Origin of the sequence: Rhodoplanes sp. SY1 (assembly GCF_046000175.1) — a bacterium.
GTDB lineage: Bacteria > Pseudomonadota > Alphaproteobacteria > Rhizobiales > Xanthobacteraceae > Rhodoplanes.
In genome coordinates this window covers 36,085-54,801 of record NZ_JBEOMB010000125.1, presented here as the reverse complement: position 1 = coordinate 54,801, position 18,717 = coordinate 36,085, and the positions used below count along the sequence as shown (strand labels likewise).

Below are 18,717 nucleotides of genomic sequence, written 5' to 3'. Positions count from 1 at the left end.
ACTCGCGGAGGCGCCCCCTCACCCGACGTCCGCGCCAAACGCGCGAACGTCGACCTCTCCGCGCGTGCGGGGAGAGGTGACGCGCTGCGTTCGCCGAGATCGCCCTACTCCGCCGCCACGGACGCCGCCTGCGCCTCGTCCGACAACGACCGCGGGTCGTAGTTGAGGATCGGGGCGAGCCAGCGCTCGGCCTCGCCGACACTCCACCCCTTGCGGGCCGCGTAGTCCTCCACCTGGTCGCGCTCGATCTTGCCGACCCCGAAGTAATGCGCCTCGGGGTGGCTGAAGTAGAGACCCGACACCGAGGCGCCCGGCCACATGGCGAAGCTCTCGGTGAGCCGGACGCCGATGTCCCCGCCGCCGAGCAGGCCGAACAGCGTGCCCTTCTCGGTGTGGTCGGGCTGCGCCGGATAGCCGGGCGCCGGCCGGATGCCGTGATACTTTTCCGCGATCAGATCCTCGGCGGAAAAATGCTCGTTCGCGGCGTAGCCCCACAGCTCGCGGCGCACGCGCTCGTGCATGCGCTCGGCGAAGGCCTCGGCCAGCCGGTCGGCCAGCGCCTTGACCATGATGGACGAGTAGTCGTCGTTGGCGCCCTTGAAGCGGTCGGCGATGGCGTCCTCGCCGAGCCCGGCCGTGACGATGAAGCCGCCGACGTGATCGGCCAGGTCGCTCGCGACCGGCGCGACGAAGTCGGCGAGCGCCACATTGGCGCGGCCCTCGCGGCGCGTGAGCTGCTGGCGCAGCGTGTGCAGCACGGCGAGCCGCTCGCGCCGCGTCTCGTCGGTGAAGAGGACGATGTCGTCGCCCTCGGACGCTGCCGGCCAGAAGCCGACCACGGCCGCCGCCTGGAACCAGTTCTCCCGCCGGATCGTCTCCAGCATCGTCTGGGCATCGGCGAACAGGGCGCGCGCCGCCTCGCCGACCACCTCGTCCTTGAGGATCGCCGGATACTTGCCGGTCAGCTCCCAGGTCGAGAAAAACGGCGACCAGTCGATGTAGGGGATCAGCTCGGCGATGTCGTAGGTCTCGAACACGCGCCGGCCGACGAAGCTCGGGCGCGGCGGCTGGTAGGCGCCCGACCAGTCGAGCGCCAGCGCGTTCTTGCGCGCCGCCGCCAACGTGAGCCGCTTCTTCTGCTCCTCGCCGCGCGCATGCGCGGCCGAGAGCTTGGCGTATTCGCGCCGGATCTCGTCGATATAGGCGACCTTGTCCTTGGACAGGAGCGACGCCATCACGCCGACGGCGCGGCTCGCGTCGTTGACGTAGACGGCCTGGCCGCGCCGGTAGTTCGGATCGATCTTCACGGCCGTGTGGACACGGCTCGTCGTCGCGCCGCCGATCAGCAGCGGCACGTCGAAGCCCTGGCGCTCCATCTCGGCGGCGACGTGGCACATTTCGTCGAGCGACGGCGTGATCAGGCCCGACAGGCCGACGATGTCGGCCTGCTCGGCCTTGGCGGCCTCGAGGATCTTCGCGGCCGGCACCATCACGCCGAGATCGACGACCTCGTAGTTGTTGCACTGGAGCACGACGCCGACGATGTTCTTGCCGATGTCGTGGACGTCGCCCTTCACGGTCGCGAGCACGATCTTGCCGGCGGCGCTCTTGCCCGTGTCGCCGCTCTTCGCCTTCTCCTCCTCCATGAACGGCATCAGATAGGCGACCGCCTGCTTCATCACGCGGGCCGACTTCACCACCTGCGGCAGGAACATTTTTCCGGCGCCGAACAGGTCGCCGACCACGTTCATGCCGGCCATCAGCGGGCCTTCGATCACGTCGAGCGGCCGCGTCGACGCGAGCCGCGCCTCCTCGACGTCCTGCGCGATGAAGTCCGTGATGCCGTGGACGAGCGCGTGGGACAGCCGCTTCTCGACCGGCCACGAGCGCCATTCGAGCACCGCCTCGCTCGTCTCGCGGGTCTGGCCACGATACCGCTCGGCGACGGCGAGCAGCCGTTCGCCGGCGTCCTTGCGGCGCGCCAGAATCACGTCCTCGCAAGCCTCGCGCAGCTCGGGATCGAGATCGTCGTAGACGGCCATCTGGCCGGCGTTGACGATGCCCATGTCCATGCCGGCCTGGATGGCGTGATAGAGGAAGACCGAATGCATCGCCTCGCGCACCGGCTCGTTGCCGCGAAACGAGAACGACAGGTTCGACACGCCGCCCGAGACGTGCGCGCCGGGCAGGTTCTGGCGGATCCACCGCGTCGCCTCGATGAAGGCGAGGCCGTAGCCGTCGTGCTCCTCGATGCCGGTCGCCACCGCGAAGACGTTCGGATCGAACACGATGTCCTCGGGCGGGAAGCCGACCTGATCGACGAGAATGTCGTAGGCGCGCTTGCAGATGGCGATCTTGCGCTCGACCGTGTCGGCCTGGCCCTGCTCGTCGAAGGCCATCACGACGGCGGCGGCGCCGTAGCGCCGCACCAGGCGGGCCTGGCGCACGAACGCCTCCTCGCCCTCCTTCATCGAGATCGAGTTGACGATGGGCTTGCCCTGGATGCACTTCAGGCCGGCCTCGATCACGTCGAACTTGGAGGAGTCGACCATCACCGGAACCTTGGCGATGTCGGGTTCCGAGGCGACCAGATTGAGGAAGGTCGTCATCGCCGCGACGGCGTCGAGCAGGCCCTCGTCCATGTTGACGTCGATGACCTGGGCGCCGTTCTCGACCTGATCACGTGCGACCGACAGCGCGGCCGCGTAGTCGCCGGCCTTGATCAGCTTGCGGAACTTGGCCGAGCCGGTAACGTTCGTCCGCTCGCCCACGTTGACGAACGGGATCTCCGGCGTCAGCGTGAACGGCTCGAGACCGGCGAGCCTCAGAAAGGGCTTCGGCTGCGCCACCTCCCGGGGCCGCTTGCCTGCGACGGCCTTCGCGATCGCGCGGATGTGGGCCGGCGTCGTGCCGCAGCAGCCGCCGACGACGTTGACGAGGCCGGCGTCGGCGAACTCGGCCAGCAGGCCGGCCATGAACTCCGGGCTCTCGTCGTAGAGTCCGAACTCGTTCGGCAGGCCGGCATTCGGATAGGCACACACGAGCGTGTCGGCGACGCGCGACAGCTCCGCGATGTGAGCGCGCATCTCCTTGGCGCCGAGCGCGCAGTTGAGGCCGATGGTGAGCGGCCGCGCGTGCCGCAGCGCGTTCCAGAACGCCTCCGGCGTCTGGCCCGAGAGGGTGCGGCCCGACATGTCCGTGATGGTGCCGGAGATCATCACCGGCACCAAGCGGCCGAGTTCCTCCAGCACCTCCTCGATGGCGAACACGGCCGCCTTGGCGTTGAGCGTGTCGAACACCGTCTCGATCAGCAGCAGGTCGGCGCCGCCGGCGAGGAGCCCCCGCACCTGCTCGGCGTAAGCGATGCGCAGCTCGTCGAACGTGATGGCGCGGAAGCTCGGGTTCGACACGTCCGGCGAGATCGAGGCGGTGCGGTTGGTCGGGCCGATCGCGCCGGCGACGAAGCGGCGGCGACCGTCCTCCTGCTCGGCGATCACGGCGGCCTCGCGGGCGAGCCGCGCGCCGGCCTCGTTCAACTCGAAGGCGATCGCCTCGAGCCCGTAATCGGCCTGCGCAATGGTGGTCGAGGAGAACGTGTTGGTCTCGACGATGTCGGCGCCGGCGCGAAAGTAGGCGAGGTGGATGTCGCGCACCGCGTCCGGCTTGGTCAGCACCAGGAGGTCGTTGTTGCCGCGCAGATCGTGCGGGAAGTCGGCGAAGCGCTCGCCACGGAAGGCGGCCTCGTCGAGCTTCAGCTCCTGGATCTGCGTCCCCATGGCGCCGTCGAGCACCAGGATTTTTTCACGCGCCAACGCCCGCAGGGCGATCTCGGTCTCGGACGGAGCAAGGGGCTTGGTCATCGTCGTCTTTCTCTCCCGCGCGGGAGCATTCTCGAAGGTTCGTGAGTTGGCGAGCAGACCGCGTCGATCAGGCGCGCTTTTCCAGCGCTGCGAGGCGCGCTTCCAGCTCGACGAGTCTCTGCTCGACGTCCACGACGGCGTACCGCCCCAGGATCGATTCAGCGAAGGCGGCTTGCTTGATAGTGTCGATCTTCTTCTCGAGCGCGGCGAAACGGGCATCGTGCTCGTCGAACCGCGTATCGTGCTCGCCGAGCTTTCGATCGATCGCGTCGAACCGCGTCTCCATGCGGCTCCGCAGTTCGCGGAGCAGGACCAAAGTCATATTCTCGGGCTCGGCCATGACGCTCTCCTGAAATCCGTCCCTCTATAAATAGGCATCGCGCGTCGGCACCGCCTCACGCCGCCGCCTCGGCGGCCGCGGCCGGCGTGGTCGCCGGCGGGCGCAGGCCGAGGAGATGGCAGACCGCGTAGACGAGGTCGGCGCGGTTCATCGTGTAGAAGTGGAACTCGGTGACGCCGCGGTCGACGAGATCGAGCACCTGCTCGGCCGCGACGGCGGCGGCGATCAGTTTTCGCGTCGCCGGATCGTCGTCGAGCCCGTCGAAGCGGTCGGCGAGCCAGCCCGGGATCGAGGCCCCGGCCTTGCCGGCGAACGCGCGGGCGAGCTTGAAGTTCTGAACGGGGAGGATGCCCGGCACGATCGGGATCGTGATGCCGCGGGCGCGGACACGATCGAGGTACCGAAGGTACAGGTCGTTGTCGAAGAAGAACTGGGTGATGGCGCGACTCGCCCCGGCGTCCACCTTGGCGGCCAGCATGTCGAGGTCGACAGCGTCCGACGGGCTCTCGGGATGACGCTCCGGATAAGCCGAGACCGACACCTCGATGTCGGTCTTCTCGGCTTCCGCCAGCCGCTTGATGCCGCCGACCAGATCGGCGGCGTTGACGTAGCCGCCGGGATGCGGCGCGTAGGCGGTGCCGATGCCGGCGACCGGATCGCCGCGCAACGCCACGATGTGGCGGACGCCGGCGGCCAGATACTCGCGCACCACGTCATCGACCTCGTCGCGGGTCGCGGCCACGCAGGTGAGATGCGCGGCCGGGGTCAGCGCCGTCTCGTCGAGGATGCGCTTGACGGTGGCGTGGGTGCGCTCGCGCGTCGACCCTCCCGCCCCGTATGTGACGGAGACGAAGTCGGGGCGCAGCGGCGCCAGCCGCTCGATCGACTCCCAAAGAGTCTTCTCCATCTCCTCGGTCTTCGGCGGGAAGAACTCGAAGGAGACGCGCAGGCTCTCACGGGGCTGCGGCACGCGGCTGGCGCGCGGCTCGGACGGCGACATCAGGCGACCTCGCGGGTTTGCTCGGCGACGACGATCCGCGGATCGCGGCCGAGCCAGAGGGTGACGGCGAGCCCCCCGTCCGGGCCGGGCCCGGGCGGCAGGACGCGGTGCAGGCCGGGCGCGAGGCCCGCCTGCTCCAGCCATTGGGTGATGGTCTCACGCGAGAAGCCGAGCCGCCGATGGGCGTGCTTCTCGCGCAGGAACTCGAGATCGTGCGGGGCGAAGTCGACGATCAGCAGCCGGCCCTGCGGCCGCAGCACGCGCGCCGCCTCGCGGATGGCGCGGCCGCCGTCGTCGAGGAAGTGCAGCACCTGGTGCAGGATCACGACGTCGAAGCTGTCGGGCGGCATCGCGAGGTCGAACAGGTCGCCGTGGCGCACCGAGCAGTGCTTCAGCCCGGCGCGGTCGAGCCGGGCGCGGGCGAGCGCCAGCATGTCGCGGGAGAGGTCGATGCCGAGCCCACGCTCGAGCTCCGGCCCGAACAGCTCCAGCATCCGCCCCGTGCCGGTGCCGAGATCGAGGAGCGAGCGGAACGGCCGGTCGGCGAGCGCCTCGACGATCGCCTGCTCGACCGCCTCGTCGCTCGCATGCAGGCGGCGGATGCGGTCCCATTCGGCGGCGTGGCGCGTGAAGTAGTCCTGGGCGGCCTGGTTGCGGGCGGCCCGCACGGCGACGAGCCGCTCGCGGTCGCGCCCGATGGTGCGGTCGGCCGGATCGAGCCGCGCCAGCAGCGCCCGCACCAGCGCGGCCGCCTCGCCCTGCTCGGCGGCGCGGAAGAAGGCCCACGATCCCTCGCGGAACCGCTCGACCAGCGAGGCCTCGGCCAACAATTTGAGATGGCGAGAGATTCTGGGCTGCGACTGGCGCAGTATGTCGGTCAGGTCCGATACGGTCAGCTCGGCTTCGGCCAGCAGCGCCAGGATGCGCAGGCGCGTCTCCTCGCCCGCCGCCTTCAGGGCGGCGTTGAGGGCGTCGAAGCTCAGGCGATCGTCCATGCGGACACGGTCCTCGGCAGGTCGGGGGTGGCCCCTCGGGGCTGGGCGGTCCTCTATGACACGTTTCGCTACAGACATAAAGATATCTTTATGCCTTGAAGCCAGTTGCGCGCCCTCGGTTCCACGCGCGAGCCCCGCCGTCTCCGAAAAGCCCCGGGCCCTGCTAAGAAACCGGCAACGCGACCCGCGACGCAGGCGTCCTCCGGGCCGCCCCTCCTCCGGTCCGGAGCCGCCGAGAGCCCTGCCCAAAAGCACTCCTCGAAAGCCCCCGCGAAAGATCAGGCCGATGAGCATCCCGCCCGACCGTCCCCTGCCCCCGCTCCCTGGCCGGCTGTCCGATCCCGGCGAGGACGACGCCCGCCCCGGCGAGGTCGCCGTGGCGCTGCCGGAGGCCTACGACGCCGGCGTCTTCTACATCGGCCGCATCGGAACGCCATGGACGCGGCGCGCCGACTGCCCGCGCAACGCCCGCGGCTCGGACGCGGTGTGCACCATCGTGGTCGACGACCGCTGGGCGGCGGCGCTGACCGGGGTCGAGACCTGCACGCATCTCCTGGTGCTCTATTGGATGGACCAGGCGCGGCGCGACCTCGTCGTCCAGGCACCACGCCACTCCAGCGGGCCGCGCGGCACCTTCGCGCTGCGCTCGCCGGTGCGCCCAAACCCGATCGCCGCCAGCGTGGTGCGGCTCGTCGGGATCGACCGCACGCGGCTGTCGGTCATCGGCCTCGATTGTCTCGACGGCACGCCGCTCGTCGACATCAAGCCCTACTTCGCCTCCACCGACGCGGTCGGCGACGCGGTGGTCGGCTGGCACGCGGGGCAAAAAAGCTGAGCAGGCTTCCGGTGCTGCAGGCCCGTCATTCCGGGGCGCTGCGCAGCAGCGAACCCGGAATCCAGCGGCAGGCACGACACATGGCTGGATTCCGGGTTCGAGTGCCTCCGGCACTCGCCCCGGAATGAACAAGCACCTCCAAGCGCCACGCGCCCGTCGCCCTCTTGCGTGATCCGGTTCACATACGATCGGCCGTGATCACGTGACGTGGTTGACGATTCGTCAGCGCGGCGGGCGCCGACACGCCGCCGAGGAAAACGACAAAAACCCCGAAAAATCGGCCATTTTCGCTCCTTCGTCCGGCCGCAGCAGCGCGCCGGGAGCGTCCGCCGGCGACTGGTCAGGAATGTCTTAAATTGCATTTAAAATGCGAAGCTCCCGGTTGAACCGCCCGAAGAGAGTTTTCGACACAAAGGCGGGGAACACGGGGGATGATCATGACAATCTTCGTTCCGGCTCGCTTCGTTCGGCCTCGGGCCCTCGTCGCCGCGGCGGCCATCGGCGTGTCGGTCCTCGGCGTGATGATGTCCGGCACGGCGTCGGCCAATCCGTTCGCGCTGTTCGCGCCGATGCTGGCGCCGCCCACCGAAGCGCCGCTCCAAGGGTCGCTCCATGCGCCGGTCGAGACCATGCTGCCGCGCGACGAGACGCCGGCCGCGCCGTCGGCCCGCTTTCGCCGCCAGATCGTCGACTACAAGACCGCCGAGCCCGCCGGCACCGTCGTCGTCGACACCCCGAACACCTATCTGTACTTCGTGCTCGGCAACGGCCGCGCCGTTCGCTACGGCATCGGCGTCGGCCGCGACGGCTTCCGCTGGTCCGGCACCCAGAACATCACCCGCAAGGCCGAGTGGCCGGACTGGACGCCGCCGACCGAGATGGTGCGCCGCCAGCCCTATCTGCCGCGCTTCGTGGCCGGCGGCCCCAACAACCCGCTCGGCGCCCGCGCCCTCTATCTCGGCGACACCATCTACCGCATCCACGGCACCAACGCGCCGGAGACGATCGGCGAGCGCGTGTCGTCGGGCTGCATCCGCATGGTCAACGAGGACGTGATGGACCTCTACGGCCGCGTCCATGTCGGCACCCGCGTGATCGTGCTCCCGGGCCGCGACCGCCGGGTCGACACCGCCGCCGACCGCCAGGGCTGACGCGCCCGCTTCTATCCCCCGCCTGCAACGCTTTCGCCTCGAAGCCTCCACTCGCCGGCCCCGGATGCCCCCGGGGCCGGTTTTTTCGTCGCGATCGACGGCGCGCCGGAGCGCACCGCGCAGCCCCGCGCCGGAGACCTGCGGCGGGCTCGTTATAACGACATCGGTCGAGTGGCATAGATCGCCGTCCGATGGGATTAATAATCAACGAAGCTTTAATCACCACATCAACTCCTAATCCTGATTACATCTCCGGCAGTTTTCGTCGTGTTCTATTTTTCGGTCGCCGCGTGGTGACCTGCACCTGACAGCTCCTTGCTCATGCTCTCGACCAAGCGAACCACCTTCCTGCTGCTCGCCGCCTGCGCCGGGCTCGTGATCGGCCTGTCCGCCCTGGCGATCGGCGTGACGGTCGAGTATCTGCGCAAGGACGCGCTTCGCGCGGCCGAGCGCGAAGGCACCAATGCGGCGCTCGGCGTGGCCGATCAGCTCGTGCGGATCGTCGGCCCGCGCGACGCGGTGCTGACCGAGTTGCGCGACGTCGTGCCTTCGCTCGGGCTGGCCACGCCGGCCGAGTTCGATGCGTTCTTTTCCGGCGATCGACATCGGCAGCTGCTGGAGGACCGCCGGCGGCGCGACGAGCCCGCCGCCGTGCTGGCGATCGTCGCGACCGACGGACAGGTGCTCCAGGCGGTGCCGGAGCAGCTCCGCGCCGAGCTGCCGGCGATCGTCGAGGAGCATCTTCGGCGTTCCGACCGGTCCAGCGGCTACGGCCTCCTCGTGAGCCCGCCGGTTCATTCACCCGTCGCGGGCGAGGCGATGATCTATTTCGGTCGGCGCATCGCCGGCACCCTCGGCACCCATGTCGGCACCGTCGTGGTCGGAATGCCGGCGGCGGCCATCGACCACCTCTACGAGACCTTCGAGGCGCTGCCCGGGCAGTCGTTCCTGGTGAGCCGCGACGACGGCGCGATGCTCGCCAACCGCAGCGCGATCACCGGTCTCGCCGGCCACCGCATGCCGGTCGGCGGACCGTGGCACGAGGTGGCGAGCCGGGGCGGCGGCACCTACATGGTGCCCACCGGGACGGACGGCGACGATCGGCGGATCGTCGCCGTCCACCGGATCCCGGACACCCCGCTGGTGGTCAGCAGCGCCATCCTGGAGAGCGCCGCGCTCGCCGAATGGCGCCGTCACGCGGTGCGGATCGGCGCCGGTGCGCTGCTCGCCTTCGTCTGCGCGATCGGGCTCCTGTGGGCCCTGAAGCGGCAGTTCGATCATCTGCTGGCGTCGAAGGCCTCGCTGCGGGAGCGCGAGGCGCGCCTCGCCGACAAGTCGCGCGAGCTCGCCGAGGTCGCCGGCCGGCTCGACGCCGCCGTCGACAACATGACGCTCGGGCTGAGCATGTACGACCGTGACGACCGGCTCGTCGTGTGCAACACGCCGTATCGTCAGATCTACAGGCTCACGGCCGACGACGCCCGGCCCGGCACGCCGATCGTCGATCTGTTCACGCGACGGCTGGCGGTCGGCACCTTTCAGGGCGACCCTGTGGCGCGCGTCGCCGGCATCCGAAGCACCATCGCGGCCGGGCAGACGGGCCGCCTCGTCGTCGAGCTGCCGGATGCGCGCATCATCGCCCTGACGATCAGCCCGGTCGACGCCGGCGGCTTCGTCGCGGTCCACGAGGACATCACCGAGCGCACGCTCGCCGAACGTAGGATCGCCCATCTCGCACACCACGATCCGCTCACCGATCTGCCCAACCGCCTGCTGTTCCGCGACCGCATGGAGCAGGCGCTCGCCCGGCTCGGCCGCGAGGACGCGGCGTTCGCGACCTTCGTGTTCGACATCGACCTGTTCAAGTCGGTCAACGACTCGCTCGGCCATTCGGGCGGCGACGCCCTGCTGGAGGCCGTGGCCGAGCGGGTGCGCTCCTGCATCGGGCCGGCCGACACGGTCGGCCGCATCGGCGGCGACGAGTTCGCCGTGATCCAGATCGTGGACGGCTCGCCCCGCGCCGCCGCGGCGGCGCTCGCCGAGCGGCTGCTCGAACGTATCCGCTCCCCCTACGAGATCGATGGCAAGCGGATCGTCATCGGCATCTCGATCGGCATCGCGGTCGCGCCGCAGGACGGTCGCACGCTGAGCGGCATCCTGCGCAGCGCCGATCTCGCGCTCTACCGCGCCAAGAAGGACGGCCGCGGCTGTTATCGCTTCTTCGCGCCCGAGATGGACACCGACGTGCGGCTGCAGCGCGCCTTCGAGCTGCAGCTGCGCGAGGCGTTGCCGCGGCGTGAGTTCGAGCTGCACTACCAGCCGATCGTCGATCTTTCGACCTGCCGCCCCTGCGCCGTCGAGGCGCTGGTGCGCTGGCGCCATCCCGAGCACGGCCTGATCCCGCCCGACAAGTTCATCCCCGTCGCCGAGGAGATCGGCCTGATCGGCCCGCTCGGCGAGTGGATCCTCGCCACCGCCTGCCGCACCGCCGTGGCCTGGCCGTCCGACATCCGCCTCGCCGTCAATCTCTCGGCCAAGCAGGTGGTCGGCGGCGATCTGGTCGAGGTCGTCCGCCGGGCGCTCGCGGACACCGGTCTTCCGGCGCGCCGGCTCGAGCTCGAGATCACCGAGTCGGTGCTGCTGCAGAAGGACCACGACAGCCTCGCCGTGCTGCACGGGCTCGCCGCGCTCGGCGTCCACGTCGTGCTCGACGACTTCGGCACCGGCTACTCGTCGCTGAGCTATCTGCAGCTCTTCCCGTTCAGCAAGATCAAGATCGACCGCACCTTCGTGGCCGAGCTGACGACGCGGGCCGATTGCGCCGCGATCGTCTCCAGCGTGACGACGCTCGCCAGGGCGCTCGCGATGGGCACCACGGCGGAGGGCGTCGAGACCTGGGACCAGGTCGCGCTCCTGCGCGTCGCCGGCTGCCGGGAAGCCCAGGGCTGGCTGTTCGGACGACCGGTCCCGGCCGCCGCCCTGTCGTTCGAGCCCGCCTCCGACTGCGCTCCCGCCGCGGCCTGAGCAGGAGGATACCGCGGCGTTCGGGCGGCCCGGACTGCCGGCGCAAGGCGGTCCGTCGCGACGGAATCGGACGCAGGCGCATCGGCTTGGAGGCCCGGATTAACCGACTGGTAGCGGCCGCATGGTACACGAATCGCCGCACGGCCGAGCCACCCGCTTTAGGTCTCACGGCCGGCGGATCGCCGGCACCGCGGTCCGGGCCGATCCGGCTCGGCGACGGACAGGTCACGACGTCAGTCCCACCGAGGTGCCACTGTCGCTCATGTCGCCAGCCTCGCCCCATCGACACTGGACCTCGTTCGGCACCCTCATCGCCGTCACCGGGTCCGTGATCGCCGCCTCGGTCCTGGCCATCGGGGTCGCCGTCTGGCAGTTGCGGTCCGACGCCATCGCGTCCGCCAACGAGGATTCGGCCAATCTGGCGACCGTGCTGGCCGACCAAGTCAACCGCGTCGTGCAGCCGATCGACGCGACGCTGATCGACCTCGCCCGCCATCGGCTGACCATCGACCAGGTGCGCGACATGCTCGGCACCGCGCACGTCCACGACGATCTGCGCGAGCGGCTCGGCGGCCTGCCGCAGGCCACCGCCATCGTGATCGCCGACGCGACGGGCGAGCTCGTCAACTGGTCGCTCGACTGGCCGGTGCGGCCGCTGAACTTCCGCGGCCGCGGGTTCCACAGAGATCTCCTCGGCGCGACCGACGACGGGCTGCGGGTCAGCGCCCCGTTCCACAGCCGGGTCAGCAGCACCCACATCGTCCTGTTCACCCGCCGCCTGACGGCGCCCGATGGCACCTTCACCGGCTTCGTCGGCATGGGCGTGCCGATCGACTATTTCCGCAACGTCTACGACTCGATCGCGCCGCTCGCCGACCGCTCCTTCGCGCTGCTGCGCGACGACGGGACCGTGCTGGCGCGCTTTCCCGCCGAGCTCGAGCCGACCGGCGCGCCGATCGCCGACCTGAGCTGGTTCGCGGCGGCGGCGCGTGGCGGCGGCTTCTACGTGACGCGCGACGCCCAGACCCGCGAGACGCGCCTCGTCGCGGTCCGCCCGGTGCCGGGACATCCGCTGTTCGTCAACGTCACCATCACCGAAAGTGCGGCGCTCGCCACCTGGGAGCATCGCGCGCTGTGGATCGGCCTCGGCAGCCTGCTGGCCTTCCTGTGCTGCGCCGCGCTGCTCAGCGGCCTGGTGCGCAAGTCGCGCCGGCTGGAGCAGACGACCAATCAGCTCGACGCCGCCCTCAACAACATGTCCTACGGGCTGTGCATGTTCGACCGCGACGGCCGTCTGGTCCTGCACAATGCCCGCTACCGTCAGATGTACGGCCTCGCCGCCGCGACGGTGCGGCCCGGCACCTCGCTGCGCGAGCTGCTGCGCCTGCGCACCGAGGCGGGCACGGAGTGCGCCGATCCGGAGTCCTACCTGGCCGAGCTGACCGGCGCGATCTCGCGCGACAGCGCCACCCATGTGATGACGCGGCTCGGCGACGGACGGGTGATCGCCGTGCTCAACGACCCGACCGGCGACGGCGGCTGGATCTCGGTGCACGAGGACATCACCGAGCGCACCCAGGCCGAGCAGCGGATCGCCCACATGGCGCGGCACGACGCCCTGACCGACCTCGCCAATCGCCTGATGTTCCGCGAGCGGATGGACGAGGCGATCGCCCGCATGGTGCGCACCGGCAAGAGCTTCGCGATCCTGATCTTCGACATCGACCTGTTCAAGTCGGTCAACGACTCGCTCGGCCATTCGGGCGGCGACGCGCTGCTCGAGGCGGTGGCCGAGCGCCTGCGCCGCACCGCCGCACCGGACGATACGCTCGGACGCATCGGCGGCGACGAGTTCGCCATCATCCAGCACTGCCACGACGAGCCGCGCGACGAGGCGGCTGCGCGGGCCGCGCGGCTGCTCGACGACCTGCGAGCGCCCTACGAGATCGAGGGCAAGCGGATCGTCATCGGCATCTCGATCGGCGTCGCCATCGCGCCCGACGACGGCACCGAGCCGAGCCAGATCCTGCGCAACGCCGACCTCGCGCTCTACCGCGCCAAGGGCGACGGCCGCGGCTGCTACCGCTTCTTCGAGCCGGCCATGGACGCCGACGCTCAACTTCAGCGCGAGTTCGAGTTCGAGCTGCGCGAGGCGCTGGTGCGCAAGGAGTTCGAGATCCACTTCCAGCCGATCGTCGACATCGCCACCTGCCGGCCCTGCGCCGTCGAGGCGCTGGTGCGCTGGCGCCATCCCGACCACGGCCTGATCCCGCCCGACAAGTTCATCCCCGTCGCCGAGGAGATCGGCCTGATCATCCCGCTCGGCGAGTGGATCCTCGACACGGCCTGCCGCATCGCCGCGGACTGGCCCGACGACGTGCGCCTCGCCGTCAACCTCTCGGCCGTGCAGTTCCGCTCCGGCAACCTGGTCGAGGCGGTGCGCGACGCGCTCGCCTGCAGCGGCCTGCCGGCGGCCCGGCTCGAGCTCGAGATCACCGAGTCGGTGCTGCTGCAGAAGGACCACGGCGGCCTCGCCGTGCTGCACGACCTCGCCGCGCTCGGCGTCCACATCGTGCTCGACGACTTCGGCACCGGCTACTCGTCGCTGAGCTACCTGCAGCTCTTCCCGTTCAGCAAGATCAAGATCGACAAGTCGTTCGTCGCCGACCTGCCGACTCGCTCCGACTGCGCCGCGATCGTCTGCACGGTCGTGAACCTCGCCAAGGCGCTGGACATGGGCACGACGGCGGAGGGCGTCGAGACCGTCGAGCAGCTCGAGCTCCTGCGCGCCGCCGGCTGTCGCGAGGCCCAGGGCTGGCTGTTCGGCCGGCCGGGCGCCGCCGGCGACCTCGTGCTCGACCAGCCCCTCGCGGCGCCGCGCGCGACGGCCGCCCCCGTGATCCGCCGCCGCAGCGCCGACGGCCGCGCCGGTGGTTCGATGCCGGGCCGGCGTGTCGTCGGACCGTCGCATTGACAGGTCCCCGATCTCCCGTAAATTGAGATTTCGTTCCGAGGGGTGCTCCGGAAGGAGCTGAGACACCGTCGGCCGCGCAGCACCGTCGTTCCTCCGAAGCTCGATCGCTCCGGTTCCGACGGGCCGCCAGGCACCACGGAAACCCTTTGAACCTGATCCGGGTCATGCCGGCGAAGGGACAGGGACCATTCCCATACCGACGCATGCTGTTTCCGGGACACCCATTCACGGGAGGCTCCGAATGAACAAGCACACCCCCAGAGACGCGCTCACCGTTCCGACCGTCACGACCGGGCCGATCGCCGGCTCGCGGAAGGCCTACACGACGCCCGACGCCGCGCCGGACCTGAAGGTGCCGGTGCGCGAGATCGTGCTGTCGGACGCCGCCGGCGAGCCGCCCGTGCCGGTCTACGACGCCTCCGGCCCCTACACGGACCCGACCACGACCATCGACGTGGAGAAGGGCCTGCCGCGCCATCGCACCGCCTGGGTGAGCGCGCGCGGCGGCACCGAGACCTATCAGGGCCGTCCGATCAAGCCGGTCGACAACGGCAACGTCACGGGCGCGCATCTCGCCCGCGCCTTCCCGACCGTGCATGCCCCTCTGAGAGCGCTCGACGGCAAGCCCGTCACCCAATACGAGTGGGCAAAAGCCGGCGTGATCACCAAGGAGATGATCTACGTCGCCGAGCGCGAGAATCTCGGGCGCAAGCAGATGCTGGACCGCGCCGAGAGCGCGCTCGCCGACGGCGAGAGCTTCGGCGCGTCGGTGCCGGCCTTCGTGACGCCGGAGTTCGTGAGAAGCGAAATTGCCCGGGGCCGCGCGATCATCCCGGCCAACGTCAATCACGCCGAGCTCGAGCCGATGATCATCGGCCGCAACTTCCTCACCAAGATCAACGCGAACATCGGCAACTCCGCCGTGACCTCGTCGGTCGAGGAGGAGATCGACAAGATGGTGTGGGCGATCCGCTGGGGCGCCGACACCGTGATGGACCTCTCCACCGGCCGCAACATCCACAACACGCGCGAGTGGATCATCCGCAATTCGCCGGTGCCGATCGGCACCGTGCCGATCTATCAGGCGCTCGAGAAGGTCGACGGTGATCCGGTCAAGCTCGACTGGGAGGTCTACAAGGACACGCTGATCGAGCAGTGCGAGCAGGGCGTCGACTACTTCACCATCCACGCCGGCGTGCGCCTCGCCTACGTGCCGCTCACCGCCAGCCGCGTCACCGGCATCGTGTCACGCGGTGGATCCATCATGGCGAAGTGGTGCCTCGCGCATCACCGCGAGTCGTTCCTCTACGAGCGGTTCGAGGAGATCTGCGAGATCATGCGGCGCTACGACGTGTCGTTCTCGCTCGGCGACGGCCTGCGGCCCGGCTCGATCGCCGACGCCAACGACCGCGCCCAGTTCGCCGAGCTGGAGACGCTCGGCGAGCTGACCAAGATCGCCTGGGCGAAGGGCTGCCAGGTGATGATCGAGGGCCCCGGCCACGTGCCGATGCACAAGATCAAGATCAACATGGACAAGCAGCTGAAGGAGTGCGGCGAGGCGCCGTTCTACACGCTCGGCCCGCTCACGACCGACATCGCGCCGGGCTACGACCATATCACGTCGGGCATCGGCGCCGCGATGATCGGCTGGTTCGGCTGCGCCATGCTCTGCTACGTGACGCCGAAGGAGCACCTCGGTCTGCCCGACCGCGACGACGTGAAGACCGGCGTGATCACCTACAAGATCGCGGCGCATGCCGCCGATCTGGCGAAGGGTCATCCGGCCGCGCAGATCCGCGACGACGCGCTGTCGCGCGCCCGCTTCGAGTTCCGCTGGGAGGATCAGTTCAATCTCGGCCTCGATCCCGACACGGCGCGCGACTTCCACGACGAGACGCTGCCCAAGGAGGCCCACAAGGTCGCGCATTTCTGCTCGATGTGCGGGCCGAAGTTCTGCTCGATGAAGATCACCCAGGACGTCCGCGACTACGCGGCCGGGCTGGGCGACAACGAGAAGGCGGCGCTCTATCCGGTCGACACGGCGCAGGCCGACGCCGCCGCCGGCATGAAGCAGATGTCCGACAAGTTCCTGAAGATGGGCGGCCGGGTCTATGTCGAGGCCGACGCCGTGAAGGACAGCAACAAGGCGCTGTGAGGCGAGGCCGCATCGACATCACGTAGAGTGGGCAAGGCGGGCCCCGCAGGCCCGCCTTGCCGATGCCGAAAAGCGGCACGAACAGCCAAACGTAGGGTGGGCAAAGCCGCGAAAGCGGCGTGCCCACGCGGGCTCGGACGAGAAGGCGCCGGCGATGTCGCGCTATCGCCGAATGACGATCGACGGCGGGGTCTTCTACGAGGCAACCGGGCGCGGCCCTCGCACGTTGACCTGCGATGTCCGCCGATGTGACGCCGCTCCCGACCCTTTCCGCCGAGCCCCACGCGCCGGCTCGGCGCGTGCGATTCGTGCTGCGGCTCGTCCTCGCTGCCGGTTACCTCATCGCGGGTCTCGCACATCTGACGCGGCCGGAGCCGTTCATGCTGATCACGCCGGGCTGGGTCCCGTTCCCGCGCGAGATCATCCTGGCGACTGGCGCCTGCGAGATCGCCGGCGCTCTCGCGCTGTTCGGCACGAGGCTTCGCAAGCTCGCCGGGGTGATGCTCGCGCTCTATGCGATTGGCGTGTTTCCAGCCAACATCAAGCACGCGGTCGATGGCGTTTCGATCCCGCCCATTCCGGATTCGTGGTGGTATCACGGCCCCCGGCTCGCGTTTCAGCCGGTTCTCGTGTGGGCTGCGCTGTTCGGCGGGGACGTGATCGACTGGCCACTCCGCCGGCGGCCGATCCCTACCTCAGCGACAGCGCCATGCCGCTGAGGTCGAGATTGGCGATGAGGCCGACCTGGCGGCCCTGGAGCTCGAGCACGGCGCCCTTCTGGTTGCGCAGGACGATCGCCTGGGCACCGGGGCCGAGCGCGCCGCCCGCCCCCGCCGCGCCGTAGACGCCGGCGACGTCGGAGGGCCGCGAGATGTTGCTCACCCGGCCGTAGAGGTTCGCCTTGGAGGCGCCGAAGACGAGGCCGGCCGAAAGGCCGCCGATCGACAGCCGGTACCGCTTGCCCTGGAAGGTCAGCGTGCCGCTGCCGCCGGAGCCGCCGATCACCCAGCCGCCCTTGTAGATGGTGAGCGACACGCTGCCGCTGTCGGCCTGCGCGGCCGAGCCGGCGGCCAGCACCCCGGCGGCGACCACGGCGGCGGCGACGGACGCGGCCCGGACTCGCGAAGCGATCGACATGAAGGTTCTCTCCCCTGCGGGCTTTTTGCCCGATACCCCGAATCAGCCGGCCACGACTGTTCGCCACGACTGCGGCGGCACCGCGGTGAGGGACGCACCGGCCGCCGTCTCGCCGGCCGGCGCGGAGCGGCGTCGCTCCGGTGAGGTGGATGAACCGCCCGCCGCGCCGACGTCACCAAGCGGCACGCCCGACCATCACACCGTGCCGCGACCGATGCCCAAATCACCTCCGAGACGCCATCCCAAGTCGGCGACCAAGTCGGCGAACAGGTCGACTTCCAAGTCGTCTCGCAACTCGCCCCGCGCGTCCCGTCGGGCGCGCGCGCCGGACTCCGATCCCGGGTCCCTGCCCCGCGCCCTGGCGGTGCTGGCCGCCAACGCGGTCGCGGCGGAGGGCACGTTCATGCACGCCCTGCACGATCGGTACCGCTTCGACGCGGCGCTGTTCGACGAGCTGCTCGCGCTGATGGCCGTGATCGCCGCGCAGCCGGCGCGGCGGCGCAGCACCGCGGTGCGACGCCAGGCGTCGCACGTCCATCGCGCCATCCTGACGCATTTCATCCATCACCTGCTGCCGGTCGACGGCTATCGGATGCGCCGGTTTCCGGGCCGCGGCCTGCAGGATCGCCTCGACCGACTCGACTGGGTGTTCGTGCCGGTGATCGACGGCACCCGCGGCTACGGCCCGTTTCCCGAGCCCCGCCGCTGAGGCCCATCCGTTCGGGTGGTTGTCGCGATGCGGCACCGGCGACTACCATCCCCCTGCGAATGCCGCCCGCACCCGCCGCGCCCCGGACGGCGCGGCGGACCTTCACCGATGCGAGGCTCACATGACGACCTGCACCGAGAAGCACCACGAGAACCATCCGCACCGGCACGGCGAGGGCTGCGGTCACACCGCCGTCAAGCACGACGGCCATGTCGACTATCTGCATGACGGCCATCTCCACCACATGCACGGCGACCACGTCGACGAGCACGTGATCGCCGTCAGCGACGCCAATCCGGACCACTGCACGCCGGAGGTGACGTGCGGCCACGTCCACGGCCCCGGCTGCGGCCACGAGGCGGTGCCGCACGGCGACCATGTCGACTATCTGGTCGACGGCCGCCTCCACCATCCGCACGGCGACCACTGCGACGATCACGGCCCGCTGGAGACCGTCTGACCCGGGCGGACGGCGCGCCGCCGGCATCGCGGCATCGTGCGCGTCGTGCGCGTCGTGAGGCGGCCGACGGGTGCCTG

General features: G+C 70.0%; 13 protein-coding genes and 1 riboswitch. Of the genes, 8 read left to right on the top strand and 5 right to left on the bottom strand.

The genetic code is table 11. The annotated features are described in order from the left end of the window. Nucleotides 1–104: 104 nt before the first annotated feature. The 4 genes from metH to ABTU92_RS24670 form a co-directional block, all read right to left on the bottom strand. Entirely contained in the window at nucleotides 105–3,860 is a 3,756-nt protein-coding gene (metH, locus tag ABTU92_RS24685) for a methionine synthase (RefSeq protein WP_408094262.1), read from the bottom strand. Nucleotides 3,861–3,927: 67 nt separating this feature from the next. Next, the gene (locus ABTU92_RS24680) at nucleotides 3,928–4,200 is read right to left on the bottom strand and encodes a hypothetical protein (RefSeq protein WP_408094261.1); all 273 of its coding nucleotides are present in this window, start codon (nucleotides 4,198–4,200) and stop codon (nucleotides 3,928–3,930) included. 55 nt (nucleotides 4,201–4,255) lie between these two features. After that, the gene (gene metF / locus ABTU92_RS24675) at nucleotides 4,256–5,200 is read right to left on the bottom strand and encodes a methylenetetrahydrofolate reductase [NAD(P)H] (RefSeq protein WP_408094260.1); all 945 of its coding nucleotides are present in this window, start codon (nucleotides 5,198–5,200) and stop codon (nucleotides 4,256–4,258) included. Then, the gene (locus ABTU92_RS24670; RefSeq protein ID WP_408094259.1) at nucleotides 5,200–6,195 is read right to left on the bottom strand and encodes an ArsR/SmtB family transcription factor; all 996 of its coding nucleotides are present in this window, start codon (nucleotides 6,193–6,195) and stop codon (nucleotides 5,200–5,202) included. The genes metF and ABTU92_RS24670 overlap by 1 nt, the downstream gene beginning before the upstream one ends. A 286-nt stretch (nucleotides 6,196–6,481) precedes the next feature. Between ABTU92_RS24670 and tsaA the strand changes: the two genes are divergently transcribed. The 6 genes from tsaA (at nucleotide 6,482) to ABTU92_RS24640 (ending at nucleotide 17,053) form a co-directional block, all read left to right on the top strand. Beyond that, a complete protein-coding gene (gene tsaA, locus ABTU92_RS24665; RefSeq protein ID WP_408094258.1) occupies nucleotides 6,482–7,030 on the top strand; it encodes a tRNA (N6-threonylcarbamoyladenosine(37)-N6)-methyltransferase TrmO in 549 nt (182 codons plus the stop codon). A gap of 437 nt (nucleotides 7,031–7,467) precedes the next feature. After that, a complete protein-coding gene (locus ABTU92_RS24660; protein ID WP_408094257.1) occupies nucleotides 7,468–8,181 on the top strand; it encodes a L,D-transpeptidase in 714 nt (237 codons plus the stop codon). A 321-nt stretch (nucleotides 8,182–8,502) separates the two neighbouring features. Next, entirely contained in the window at nucleotides 8,503–11,205 is a 2,703-nt protein-coding gene (locus ABTU92_RS24655; protein ID WP_408094265.1) for an EAL domain-containing protein, read from the top strand. A 262-nt stretch (nucleotides 11,206–11,467) separates the two neighbouring features. Next, nucleotides 11,468–14,179 carry an EAL domain-containing protein gene (locus tag ABTU92_RS24650; RefSeq protein ID WP_408094256.1) on the top strand — a complete coding sequence of 904 codons (2,712 nt, stop codon included), beginning with the start codon at nucleotides 11,468–11,470 and terminating at the stop codon, nucleotides 14,177–14,179. A 28-nt stretch (nucleotides 14,180–14,207) separates the two neighbouring features. After that, nucleotides 14,208–14,376: riboswitch (TPP riboswitch) on the top strand. 44 nt (nucleotides 14,377–14,420) lie between these two features. Next, the gene (gene thiC, locus ABTU92_RS24645; protein ID WP_408094255.1) at nucleotides 14,421–16,334 is read left to right on the top strand and encodes a phosphomethylpyrimidine synthase ThiC; all 1,914 of its coding nucleotides are present in this window, start codon (nucleotides 14,421–14,423) and stop codon (nucleotides 16,332–16,334) included. 236 nt (nucleotides 16,335–16,570) lie between these two features. Then, a complete protein-coding gene (locus tag ABTU92_RS24640) occupies nucleotides 16,571–17,053 on the top strand; it encodes a DoxX family protein (protein ID WP_408094254.1) in 483 nt (160 codons plus the stop codon). Here the strand turns inward: ABTU92_RS24640 and ABTU92_RS24635 are convergent. Further along, nucleotides 17,025–17,471: a hypothetical protein gene (locus tag ABTU92_RS24635; protein ID WP_408094253.1), complete on the bottom strand. Its 447-nt coding sequence runs from the start codon at nucleotides 17,469–17,471 to the stop codon at nucleotides 17,025–17,027. The genes ABTU92_RS24640 and ABTU92_RS24635 overlap by 29 nt on opposite strands. A 364-nt stretch (nucleotides 17,472–17,835) precedes the next feature. Between ABTU92_RS24635 and ABTU92_RS24630 the strand changes: the two genes are divergently transcribed. Both ABTU92_RS24630 and ABTU92_RS24625 read left to right on the top strand, forming a co-directional pair. After that, nucleotides 17,836–18,180 carry a hypothetical protein gene (locus ABTU92_RS24630; protein ID WP_408094252.1) on the top strand — a complete coding sequence of 115 codons (345 nt, stop codon included), beginning with the start codon at nucleotides 17,836–17,838 and terminating at the stop codon, nucleotides 18,178–18,180. Between the two features lie 121 nt (nucleotides 18,181–18,301). Continuing rightward, nucleotides 18,302–18,640 carry a hypothetical protein gene (locus tag ABTU92_RS24625; RefSeq protein WP_408094251.1) on the top strand — a complete coding sequence of 113 codons (339 nt, stop codon included), beginning with the start codon at nucleotides 18,302–18,304 and terminating at the stop codon, nucleotides 18,638–18,640. Nucleotides 18,641–18,717 lie beyond the last annotated feature (77 nt).